This is a genomic window from Actinacidiphila oryziradicis (genome assembly GCF_005047355.1).
GTDB lineage: Bacteria > Actinomycetota > Actinomycetes > Streptomycetales > Streptomycetaceae > Actinacidiphila > Actinacidiphila oryziradicis.
Genome location: NZ_SUMC01000165.1, coordinates 1 through 11,407 on the forward strand (window position 1 = coordinate 1; position 11,407 = coordinate 11,407).

At 70.1% G+C, this 11,407-nt stretch carries 10 protein-coding genes and 1 pseudogene; 7 read left to right on the forward strand and 4 right to left on the reverse strand.

Annotation, left to right across the window (positions count from 1 at the left end):
• Window positions 1-253 precede the first annotated feature (253 nt).
• Window positions 254-520 (forward strand): helicase associated domain-containing protein, encoded by a 267-nt coding sequence (locus tag FCI23_RS51225; RefSeq protein WP_136730811.1) that lies wholly within the window; start codon window positions 254-256, stop codon window positions 518-520.
• Window positions 521-703: 183 nt separating this feature from the next.
• Here FCI23_RS51225 and FCI23_RS58910 read toward each other — a convergent pair whose 3' ends face one another.
• The 3 genes from FCI23_RS58910 to FCI23_RS51240 all read right to left on the reverse strand — a co-directional run bounded on the left by FCI23_RS58910 (window position 704) and on the right by FCI23_RS51240 (window position 1,628).
• Entirely contained in the window at window positions 704-988 is a 285-nt protein-coding gene (locus tag FCI23_RS58910) for a hypothetical protein (RefSeq protein WP_211265844.1), read from the reverse strand.
• Between the two features lie 120 nt (window positions 989-1,108).
• Entirely contained in the window at window positions 1,109-1,324 is a 216-nt protein-coding gene (locus FCI23_RS51235) for a hypothetical protein (protein WP_136730812.1), read from the reverse strand.
• A 121-nt stretch (window positions 1,325-1,445) separates the two neighbouring features.
• Entirely contained in the window at window positions 1,446-1,628 is a 183-nt protein-coding gene (locus FCI23_RS51240; protein ID WP_136730813.1) for a transposase, read from the reverse strand.
• Window positions 1,629-2,002: 374 nt separating this feature from the next.
• Between FCI23_RS51240 and FCI23_RS51245 the strand changes: the two genes are divergently transcribed.
• From FCI23_RS51245 to FCI23_RS51275, 6 genes are all read left to right on the forward strand, one after another.
• The gene (locus FCI23_RS51245) at window positions 2,003-3,394 is read left to right on the forward strand and encodes a Wadjet anti-phage system protein JetD domain-containing protein (protein ID WP_169317396.1); all 1,392 of its coding nucleotides are present in this window, start codon (window positions 2,003-2,005) and stop codon (window positions 3,392-3,394) included.
• Window positions 3,387-4,673 carry a hypothetical protein gene (locus FCI23_RS51250; protein ID WP_136730815.1) on the forward strand — a complete coding sequence of 429 codons (1,287 nt, stop codon included), beginning with the start codon at window positions 3,387-3,389 and terminating at the stop codon, window positions 4,671-4,673. Before FCI23_RS51245 ends, FCI23_RS51250 begins: the two co-directional genes overlap by 8 nt.
• Window positions 4,670-5,956 (forward strand): hypothetical protein, encoded by a 1,287-nt coding sequence (locus tag FCI23_RS51255; protein WP_136730816.1) that lies wholly within the window; start codon window positions 4,670-4,672, stop codon window positions 5,954-5,956. Before FCI23_RS51250 ends, FCI23_RS51255 begins: the two co-directional genes overlap by 4 nt.
• The gene (locus tag FCI23_RS51260; RefSeq protein ID WP_136730817.1) at window positions 5,953-9,114 is read left to right on the forward strand and encodes a coiled-coil domain-containing protein; all 3,162 of its coding nucleotides are present in this window, start codon (window positions 5,953-5,955) and stop codon (window positions 9,112-9,114) included. The genes FCI23_RS51255 and FCI23_RS51260 overlap by 4 nt, the downstream gene beginning before the upstream one ends.
• 443 nt (window positions 9,115-9,557) lie before the next feature.
• Window positions 9,558-9,971, forward strand: coding sequence for a hypothetical protein (locus FCI23_RS51270; RefSeq protein WP_136730818.1), 414 nt, complete (start codon window positions 9,558-9,560; stop codon window positions 9,969-9,971).
• The gene (locus FCI23_RS51275; protein WP_136730819.1) at window positions 9,971-10,957 is read left to right on the forward strand and encodes an NAD-dependent epimerase/dehydratase family protein; all 987 of its coding nucleotides are present in this window, start codon (window positions 9,971-9,973) and stop codon (window positions 10,955-10,957) included. The genes FCI23_RS51270 and FCI23_RS51275 overlap by 1 nt, the downstream gene beginning before the upstream one ends.
• Before the next feature lie 286 nt (window positions 10,958-11,243).
• Here FCI23_RS51275 and FCI23_RS51280 read toward each other — a convergent pair.
• Window positions 11,244-11,407 (reverse strand): annotated as a pseudogene (locus FCI23_RS51280) (telomere-protecting terminal protein Tpg); the annotation flags it as partial.

Here is an 11,407-nt window from a genome sequence, read left to right on the forward strand (position 1 = left end):
CGAGTACTTCGACCAGACCTACCAAGCCATCGCCGGCCTGGTCTCCGACCGCGCGGCCATGCGGTAATCAACCACCAGCCAACCCGCCAGGCCAACACGGCCCGACCTCAATCGAGCACCACGTCGTTAGTCGGCGAGGTCCGACAGGCGGGTCTCGCCCGCCACCATCAGCATGTCGACGATGCGTTGCCACCTCTGCAGCGCGTCCCCGCGGGCATCGCCGTGAACGCGCAGCCACTGCGGCAGGAGTTCTGTGCGTTGGGCGAGGCGCTCGGGGCCGGCGGCGACGAGTTGCTCCAGCCATGGACTGTCCGCGGCCTTCGCCCGCGGTGTAGCGGCGCTCGCGCAGTACCTCGCGCGAGAAGGAACCCTCTCTGTCCCCCGCGCCCACGCCGAGCAGCTCCCCGACGGCACCACCATCAAGCTCGGTACCTGGTTGATGAACACCAAGAACCGTCGGGACAAGCTCACCGGACCGCAGCGGGCCGCGCTCGCCGAGATCGGCGTGGAGTGGGTGTAGAGCGCTGACCTGATAGGAACGCTGAGGACCTGGCCTTCGCCGATCCAGGTAACGTCCCTCGAGAAGATGTGGGGGATGCGCTCCTTCCCGCCGCTGCTCCACTATTCGGTGTGCTGGACCGAGTGACACCAGGCGATGGAATGCAGACCAGGCCAAGCTGCTCACCTGGCCACCGTTCGCCGGCTACCCAGCAAACGTCGACAAACGCGGTGGGTCGGCTGACTGCGGCGGGTATCGGTTGCGGAGTTCGGCCGAGATCTCGGCGGACTTGCCCCTCATCACCGCCGGCGCCTTCCACGGCGACACCGACCGCGCACGAGCAGCCTTCGACCAGTTGGTGGACCGGCCAACGTTGCCGAGGTAGGCGAGGGCGAAGCCGTCGATGCGTCCGGTGGCGGCCCACTCGTGCAGGCGGGCGCGGGCGGAGTCCTGTGCCTTGCGGTGGACCGTGCTGAAGGAGCGACTCAAGCGGCCGAGCATGAAGTGCGGTGCCTTCACGGCAAGTTCGCCTTGGCCAGCGTCGCAGGAGATGATGAAGGGGACGTCGTAGACGTGCTCGGTGTGGTGCGGTGAGCGTCCGTCCGAGCTCTACCGCCGGTCACCACCGCCAGCAAGGCTGGCAAGGCCACCCGCGTCAAACAGGTCGTCCGCATCCGCCGCAGACGCCGCCGCCTCGGCACGAAGAAGTGGACCAGCGAGACGGTCTTCGCCATCACCGACCTCGCCGCCCACCGCGCCCGCGAAATCGCCGGCAGATCTGCGAAGCCCGAACCGCTCCAGCGTCCTCCCGAACTCGGCTGACATGTAGTTGCTTCTGCGGTCGGAGTGGAAAATTGCGCCGTGTGCGAGTTTCCTGTTCCGTGCCGCGTTGCGGATCGTTCGGGATATCAGAGGGGTCTGGTAGCCTTAAGGTGAGCCCGCTCGCTCACCGACAATTCCGCATCATGGCCGGTTCCTGCTGCTTCTGGTACTTCTTCACCCAGCCGCGAAGTGTCTCCGGGTTCAGTTCGAGTTCCCGGGCAACTTCCGAGATCGTCTTGCTCGACCTCAACGCGATCTGGACGGCTTCCTCACGGAACTCCGGCGAGTACTTGCTCGGTGGTGCCACTTCTCTCTCGCTTCCTCTTCAGGGCAACCCTATTGGGTCCCTGTCCGGAAGATCTTGGGCACCTCACAGAGTGCTGCGGGTTCCCTTCAACCAGTCGCCGGTGCGTGAACCGCTGGCCGGCCCCCACTGCTGACGGACGGTACCGTCGGGGGCCCGACTGCCGTCAGGCTTGCAGATGCCCAACTCTGCGGATCGGCCCACAGGCGGCAGACTGCACTGCCCGGAACAGCCCGGCGGACTGCTTGCCTGCCCGCTTGCGCCCGTACCAGGCGGCTCTCTCATCATGAGGTTCCCATCGATTCACGGCCGCCTTTGTGGCAATGTGCGTACGAAGCAAGACGCGGGCGAGGTCCGTGCGGTCCGTGGGGGGCTATGTGACTGGAACGACGGGCGCGGTGAACCTGCTGTTCAGCGAGGCTGAGGGGCGTGTCCCGGTGCCCGTGACCGGGGTCCCGGAGGGCACCCAGGCACTGTCCGTTCCGGTGCGGCGCGACGGCGCGAATCGCGCACCTCGCAATCGCCGCAGGCTCCTGGACATCACGGAAGCGGACCTGGTCGCCGTCGCGGCGCAGCCCGCCTACCGGCCGCCGCAGCACCTCGGTGTGCGCGATCTGATCTGGGTGCTGACCGTGGGGCGGCGATCCTGGGCGACAGTGGTGGCCAGGTTCGGCGCCCAGTCGATGGACGTCGCCCTTGCGCTGGTGCGCTGCGGGGGCGTGGTGTTGCGCTGTGACGTCGACGACGACTTGGAAATCGTCGGGCCGCAGCGGTGGTACCTGTCGCATTCCTGGGCGCTACAGGCCGAGGAACTGCTGCAGGACCTGCGGGGGCAGCGCGACCCCGACGAGGTGCGGGGGGAATTGCTCGCGCTGATGGAGGGCGTCGGGGAACTAGGGCGGGAGCGGGAACTGCTGATCCGGTGCCAGACCGGTTCTCCACTTCGTGTTCCCGCGGGCACGGCCACCGCGACCGAGGCCTGGTCGGCCTACGAAGCGGCGCTGCGGGCCGCCTCGTATTGGTGGCCCCGTCATCGGGCCGGGCAGCGGATGACAGCCAAGGCGTTGGCGGGCATGGCCTTGGGGGGTTCGAAGATGTGGAGGCCGGCGCGGCAGGCGGCCTTCGAGAACCTGGTCGCGATCAGCTTCGACCGCGCCCTGGACGAGGCCGATGTGGACATCCGTGTCCGGGGGCCGTTGAGCTGGCGGATCGGCCCGGTGGCGGCCGATGCCTCGGTGGCCAACCCCTGGGTGGCGCTGCCGGCCGGGGCACTTCGGCTGGTCGGTGAGGTGGAGTACGGGGCGCACGGGGTGTTCCTGGTGGAGAACTCCGACACATTCGAGCGTGTGTGTGCGATGGCGGACATCACCTCCCAGTGGCTGTGCATCTGGGGGCACGGTTACGTCGCGAACCAGTTGGTCTCGCTGCTGCAGTGGCTGCGCCCGGCTCGTCTGGCGATCTGGGGGGATCTGGACGCGGACGGGATCGCGATCGTCGATGACCTCTCGCGGCGGTTGGGGCGCAGCGTCCACGCGGTGGGCATGGACGTCGAGTTGTGGCGCGCTGGCCCCTACCGCCAGCAGAAGCCGGGGATGTACTCGAAGGCGAGGGCGCTGGCCGCGCGGATGGCGGCCGAGGGCCCGGTCGACTTGCGGGCCCTGGCGGCGGTGATCGCTGAGAGCGGGGAGTCTGTGGAGCAGGAGCCGCTGCACGAGAAGGTGCTGCCGGACCTGGACGCGCTGCTGGGCCGGGTTCCGGCTGATGGCTGAGCAGATCGCGTTCGGTGACGAGGGTGACGGGGCTGCTCTTGAAGCGGCTGTCCGGCTGGCCAACTGGCGTGCCTTCATGGCCCCGGTGGCCGAGGACGCCGGGGCGGTGGCCCGGCACCCGGAGGTGGCGAGGCTCGCGGTCGCGATCCTCAACGTGTTCGCGGAGCACTCCGGGTCCCAGGGCCTGACCCGCGCCGAGGTCTTGGAAGCGCTGGTGGGCAACGCGCAGGGCTGGTCGCAGGACCTGGTCGGCCGGCGGCTGAGCGTGCTGACCCAGTTGGGGTTCCTTGAGCCGTACATCCTCAAGTCGCACCATGACCGCTACGTGGTGCGCCCGGCCGGGCTGGCGGGGGCGCTGGCCGCGGAGCGGCTCGCCGAGCATGGCGGGGTGGACGAGTTGATCCTGCTGCTGGACCGGGCCAGGGCGGTGTTCGACCGCAGCCGTCCGGACCCGGACGCCGCACTAGACTACCTAGTGTCGTGCCGCAATGCCCTGCGCGTATTCGCCCTGGACTTGCAGCGCCAGGTCGCAATCGGGACACCGGCGGAGCTGATGCAGTCCCAGCGGCAGCACGACCACCAGGGTTTCACCCGCCAGGTCGCTGACCTGAACAAGCTCGTCACCGAACGGTTCCGCGGGCAATGGGCGCTGGAGGAGGCCGCCGCCGCGCTCATCGAGGCGGAACAGTTCTACCGCCAGCAGCTCATGGCGGCTGCCGACAAGGTCGTGGAGCAGGCTGGTGACAGCCTCAACTTCGATGTCCTGACGGTCGCCGAGTACACCGATGCCGCGTTCAAGGGTGACGTCGCGCTGCTGTCGCGGGTCGGTGGCGCGCTGGTCGCGGACATGCCCGCTGTGTGGATCGAGGCGTCGTCGCTTTTCGAGACGGTGGAGGGCTTCGCTCCTCGCTCACGGGTGCGGGTGCGTCCGCCGCTGCCGGACGACGACAGCGACGGAGAGGGTGACGGTGCGCTGAGGCGGGCCGAGGAGGCGTACGAGCGGGCGCGCGGGCGCCGCCGGCTGCTGGCCGACGAGTTGCTGGCCGGTGCGGAGGAGGCCGACCTGACCGCGGCCCTGTATGAGGCGGGCTGGCCGTTGGCTGCGGCGATCATCACCGATGTGCTGGCGCTGGGCGATGACCCGGCGGAGCCGTATACCGTGACGGTCCAGGACGGGCTGCTGGCCGACCCGCAGGCAAGCGTCACCTACCTGCACTCGCTTCGCCTGCGCCGTACACCGTCTCCGACCCACCCCGCCTCCACGGGGCGGGACGTATGAGCAGCGCTGAGCCCGAGCAGGACGGTCGCGATCACGAGGTCGCCTTCCAGGCTGCGCTGCTGCTGGGGCGGTTGCGCGTGTGCCAGGTGGTACCCGCTGCTGTTCCCGGGCCCGTGCTTGCGGCGGCGGCGGCCGCGGCGGCACGGGTGGGGCGCCGGCTGGTGCGCATCACGGGTGGACCGCAGGCCTTGGACGCGCTGGTCCTGGGTTGGGACGGCGAGTCGGCCCCGTCCCCGAACCCCTCGCTGCTGGCCTCGCGGCTCGGTCTTCCTCCTATTCCTACCCTGGTGTGGGCGGCGTGCCTGCGGGCGGCTTGGCCCGAGCCCGAACGAGCGCCCTTCCCCGGTCTGCCGTTCCAGCGCACCCGGATCCTGGAGCTCTGCGTGGGGCTGGGCGCCGACCGCGAGTCCGTCGAGCGGGCCCTTGACCGAACGCTGCCTGGCACAGGTCTGATCACCGCGAGCGCCAGCGAACTGCGGCTGGGCCCTGCGGTCGCGGCGCTGCCCAGGACCACGGTGGAGGGCCTTCGCCGCGGGCACCACCTGCTGCCGGCCCTGGCCGAGGACGGATCCCCCGCTGGGCCGGGCCGGTCCCAGCCTGCCTCTGCTCACACGGTCCCGGTCGACGAGGACCAGGTGCTCGACACGTCCGACCACTACGCGGTGCGTTCTGCGATCGCCACATTGGAGACCTCGCGCCGCACCGTCCCGCGTGGCGACCTGCCCGCGCTGACGGACCCTGCGGTCCGCGCACTGGCCGAAGCAGCGCTGCTGCCGTGCGGGCGCCAGCTCATGCAGACCGCGGACGGCAACTGGACCACCGGCTACACCGACCCCGCCGCCGACGCACTGGTACAGGAGGGCACGGGCACGCTCACCGACACGGAACGGGCCGTGCTGGCCCTGGTCCTGCTTCGCACCGTGGCGATCCCCCGCGCACGGGGCCGGCACCGGCACAGCCGGTGGACCGGTGAACCGCACTCCGTCACCCTCCAGGAACTCGCCACCAACCGCGAAATACCCAAGGTCGCGATCAATGCCGCCCTGCGCGGCCTGCGGGCAGCGGGCCTGGTCGCCGAGACCACGACCGGTCGCTACATCCCCGGCCCGGCCCTGGAGCGCCTGCCCGAACACCGCAGCGCCCTGCTCTGGGAGGACCTGATTCTGGTCGGCCGCCCGGACGGGCACCTGGCTGCCGCCATCGTGCGCCGACGCGACCGCACACCTGCACAGCCCCCAACGGGCGACCGCATCCACGACAACGAGGAGACGGACCGCCCGTGAGCGACCAGAGCAGCCCGACGGCCCGCGCAAAGCGCGGCGTGATCGGCACCCGGCAACTGATCGCCGTGCAGACGTTCGACATCGCCCGGCTGACCGCGCACCCGGTCGCCGTCATCCCCGGCACCTTCGTCGCGGTGACCGGGCGCGGGCCCAAGGACTCCAACGAATCCGGCAAGACAAGCTTCCTTGCCGCCCTCGCGCTGCTGCTCGGCGACCCCGAATGGCGCATGTCCGCGGGCGGGTCAATCCACACACGCAAGCTGCTGTTCGAACCGGTCACCGCCGGGGCCTCCCCCGACCGGCACGGACCGGCCCATGTCGGCTACGTCGTGGGCGTCTTCGCCGAACCACAGGACCCGCAGGCCACCGCCCACACCGTCTGGCTACAGATATCCGCCAAACCGCAGCACATCGAGGTACGCCACCGGCAGGGAGTCCACCTGCTCCTGGAGGGCGAGGACCGCGAGCGCCACGAGCGGGCCCCGGACTTCTTCCGCCGACTCGGCGGAAAGCCCCTGGGCCCCACCGAGTATGCCGAAGTCCTCTACGGCCGCGCCCCCAGACTGCTGGCCTACATCGCAACCCGCGGAGGCATACGGTCGCGCCCCTCGCTGCTCAAGCTCGACGCAGGCAACTTCAACCCCGCCCAGATCGGCGATGCGCTGCTTTCCTTGACCGGCAGGGGCGCCATTTTGTCCAACGATGTCGCGGCACGTAAAGCCCTGGCACAAACGCAGGCGGACCTTGACGAGAAGATCAAGCAGGGAAAGGCGTCCCATCGGGCGGAGGACGCGATCCTGCACTCCGTCGACGCCAGGGCCCGCGCCAGGCGCGAGACAGCACGCGCATCCGACTTCCGCCGCTGCGCCGGGGCCCGGGCCCTGGTGGACGCGCAGATCCGGGCCCAACGCATCACCGCGCAACTCGCCGCCGTCGACCACGACCTGGTCATCCTGGCCCAGCAGCACGGGGAGGCGAAGACAGAGCTGGAGCAGGCCCGCAACACCGGCCAACTGCGGAACGTCCTCGCGCAGGCGCTGCTGGACAAGACAGCCGCCGACCAAGCTCTGGCGGACGCGAACCGCGAGGAGGGCAAGCTGCGGGGCGGCCTGGGCCGGGCCGAGGAGGACCACCGGCACGCCAGCGATCTCGCCGAAGGCTACGCCGGGCCCCCACCCGGCGAACTCGCCGCCCTGGTGAGCGACCACGAGGGCAAGCAGGTCGCGAAGCTCGCGGAACTCAGCGGGGCGACCAGCCGCGTCGAAGCCCTGGGGGAGGAACTCACCGAGGCCCGTGAGGGCAGGACCGGTGCGGCAGCCACCGTCCTGCGGACCCTGCTGTCGGAAAAGGTGGAAGCCGTCGGATTGATGGCCGCCACCCGAGTCCACGCGCACGCACGCCCCAGCTGGGAGGCCCGCCTCGCTCCCTGGAGGGACGCCGTGTGCATCGCACCCGGCGACCTGGAACGCGCCACCGAGGCGGTAGCGGCGCATCCGGGGGCACTGCTCATCACCGGCCCGACCCCGCCTGCCCCGGCCGGCTTCGTGCCCCTGTCCGACATGCGATCGGCGCCCGACGGTATCCACAGCACCGACCCCCTCGCCGTGCCGTTCCTGCACGCGCTCGCCCACTCGACACGGATGGACCGCCCTCCCCACGCGTCACTGCCCGCGCTGGGCGTCCACGTCATGGGCGGCTTCGAGCAGCCGATCGCCGGCCAGGAGGACATCTGCGCCCACCTGCAGCGCCAACTGCACGACGCCGAGAACCTGCGGAAGGACCTCGCCGGGGCGGCCGACCTGCACCGCAGGCGGATCATCGAGCTGAAGAGCGACATCGAGCGGGCCAACGCGTCCGACCTCGCCAAGCGCCTGGTGCCGAAGATCCAGGCGCTGGAACAAACACTCGCAGACCACTTGAAGGCCCTTCCGGACCTGCAGAGCGCTGCGGACGGCGCGTCGGCCGCCGCTCATCAGGCCAAGGTGGCATTCGATACGGCCCAGGGGCGCGCCGACGTGCTCGCCGCAGCCCTGGGCGTGCTGCGCAGGAAGATCGAGGGAGCCGAACGCAAACGGGACGGGCTCCGGGCGATGGAATCGGACTCGTCCGCCGGGCAGGCGAGGACCGACTGGGCCGGTTCCCTGGACGACGCACTGATCACACTGAACTGGGTCGCACTACCGGAACAGGACCCCGATGCCGACCCCGACGACCAAGCCGACACCCGGTCCGTCGCCCGGCGTGATCCCGCGCATGAGGCCGAGCGCCGGACCAGCGCCGTCCTGGATACAGAGGGGCGAGTCCGGCTGGCCGCCGCGCTCACCGGGCTGGCCGCGGACAGCGCGGCAACCGGGGTTGCCACCCAGGAGCTCGCGGACGCACTGCGCCACCACGAGGCGGGCACGCCCGACCCCGCCGGGCGGATCTTCCGCGCCTCGCTGCGCGCACTGGACACATGGCTTCAAGACAATGAGGCACGCGACGCAGGCGCCCGGGAACTGGTGGAGGCAAAGCGCCAGGAACGCGAGGAGGAGCACACTTTCCTCCAGGGCGTGGTCGAGGAGTCCCGTTACGCCCTCGCCGAGACCCAGGAGTCCATCCAGGAACGGGTCCAGAGCGCCCTGGACCGCATCAGCAGGACCCTCAACAGTCTGGATGCGAAAGACCGGGGCTACGGTGCGGACCTGCAATACGACATCACTGCGCCCACTGCGGCCGAGGATCAGTGGGTCTGCCATGTCGTGCCCCGGTGGCGGCGCAACCCCAGCGGCCCGCTGCTGGACTACGACGCGCCCACCAACACCGCCCAGGAGAAGCTCTTCTCCATCCATCTCGTCCTCGCCGCCCTGCTCGCGGCACCCGATCCCCAAGGGCGTGTCCTGATCCTGGACGAACTGGGCGACTCACTCGGTGCCGAGCACCGGCGCGAAGTCATTGCCGCGCTGCGGGACGCCGCCCAGGATCACGGCATCACCGTCCTGGCCACCTGCCAGGACGGGCTGATGTCCGACGTGGGGCAGATGTGCGGACAGATCATGCAGTTCCGCTACCAGTCCAAGTCCGACGCCCTCAACCGCCCCACCCTCATGTTCGGCTTCGACGCAAACCGGCAACGCGTCGCACTCACCCTCGAGGACCTCGTCCAAAGCCGGCACTGAGCCCCTACTCCACACAACGCCGCGGCCCCGTGGACACAGCAGATCTGCCCACGTCCCCTGCGGCGACGTGGAGGCCTTCATCCTGCACCAGGGCTCGGACATCCGGCTTGCTGTCCACCGATCTGGTCCAAGGCACACGTGGGGTCCGTGACCCCCAAGCCCGCTCCGCACATCAGCGCGGCCGCGGCCGCCTTCCGGCCGGCGGGTGCCACGCTCGTAGCGGGCCACTCGGCGCACGTCTTCCACGGTGTGCGCCCCGCGACCCCGTACGACCCGGGGAACTTCATCGACGACTACGCGACCCACCCCTGGGCTCCACAACGACCGGGCCTGGGTGCCGCTGGGCGTAGCCACCCCGAAGGGCGGTTCGCTGGGTTGCCGGCAGGCCGCCCCTTCGGGCTGTTGAACAGAGCGGCGTGCGGGCAGCCCGTTACATTCAACGAATGACCTCCACCGACCACGTTCTGGCCCTCATACACAGGGCGCTCGACGAGTTCGACGACCGCCCGCTCCAGGTGTCCGTCCGTCGTGCAGTACGGATTGCCAGCCTGATCGGTGACTCACGTGCGGCGGCGCGCCTCGCCTACGAGCTTCGCCCGACCGGCGGTGATCCAACAGCCAACTCTGCAGTTGTGAAGCGGCTGATGGCTGATTCGTCTACCTGGAATGAGGCGGACGGGCCGGCCGGGGAGGCGCTGCGCGAGTACATGCGGGACCGCCTCCGCTCGGACAACCCGAACGAGAACATGGTCTATGCGTATTCCTTGGACTCCATCGAGTTCTGGGAAGAGCGGTCGGCGGTCCTCAGAGACCATGAGGATCCGAAGGCGTTCGCAGTCCGTGTTTGGGTGGGCTGATGGAGATCTTGGTATTGGGCGGAACAGCGTGGGTGGGCCGCGAGGTTTCGCAGCAGGCACTGGAACGCGGGCATCGGGTGACCTGCCTGGCCCGCGGGGAAAGTGGCGAAGCGGCCGAGGGCGCGGCGCTGGTCGCTGCGGACAGGCGCGATCCGTCGGCGTACGAAAGCCTGGCGGGCCGGGACTGGGACGCCGTGGTCGAGGTGTCGTGGCAGCCGGGCTTCGTCCGCGGGGCGCTGGCGGCGCTCGGCGAGCGGACGGGCCATTGGTCGTACGTGTCGTCGGTCAGCGCGTATGCCTCGCATGCGCAGCCGGACGCGGACGAGTCGGCGGAACTGCTCCCGGCGACCGATCGGGACGAGGTCGACCGCGAGGAGTACGGGGAGGCCAAGGTGGCCTGTGAGGAGGCCGCGGCGGCCGCCGTGGGCGACCGGCTCCTCATCGCGCGGGCGGGATTGATCGGCGGCCCCGGTGACCACAGCGGCCGCACCGGGTACTGGGTCGGTCGCGCGGCCCGCGAGCCGCTGGCGCCGCTGCTGGTGCCGGCTTCCCCCGGCATTGCGACGCAGGCGGTTGACGCGCGGGACCTCGCGGCGTGGCTGCTCGACTGTGCGGAGAAGGGGACGACCGGAACGTACAACGCGGTCGGCCCGATCGTGCCCTTCGGGGAGTGGGTCGCACTGTCGCGGGAAATCGGCGGGCACACCGGGCCGGTGGTGAAGGCCGACGCCGACTGGCTGCTCGGGCAGAAGGTGGGTCAGTTCATGGGCTCAGAGTCGATCGCGATGTGGATGGCCGACCCGGACTGGGCCGGCTTCAGCGCCCGCAACGGCGCTGCGGCCAGCGCGGCCGGCCTACGGCACCGGCCCCGGGCGGAGCTGCTGGCGGACACCCTGCGCTGGGAGCGGCAGGAGGGTCTGGACCGGCCCCGCCGGGCCGGCCTGAGCAGCGAGCGCGAGCGCGAACTCCTGGATGCACTGGGGTAAGAAGGCACGGGGGCCGCGCGCAGTCGGAACAGGGTGGTGCCGGGACCTGCGGCCGTCGCCCTCGCCGCGATGATGCTCATGGCCGCCACCCGGAGCTGATTCCCGACGATTCGACTTTCCGAGCCTCAAGACCAAGACCGAGCATCGCGGCAACTGATCAAGCGCGGCGCTCAGGGTGTGGTAGATGGGCGGTGCGCTGAGTGCAAGAGTGGCCAGGTGAAGCACTCAGTGGCCAATTGTGGCGCTCAGTCACAGGCGGTTCGGGCCCTCACGGCTGCTCGGGGACCTACAGGTCGAAGTCGATGTGCTCCACGTCGGTGAAGCGCACCTCCTCCAGGCTGCCGGCGCGGCGGCCGCCGTCTTGGAAGTACACCTCCTTGAGCGCTTCGGCGGCGATCTTCTGGAGCTCGCGGTCGGTGGCTCCCTGCTCCTGGGCGTCGAAGAGACGGG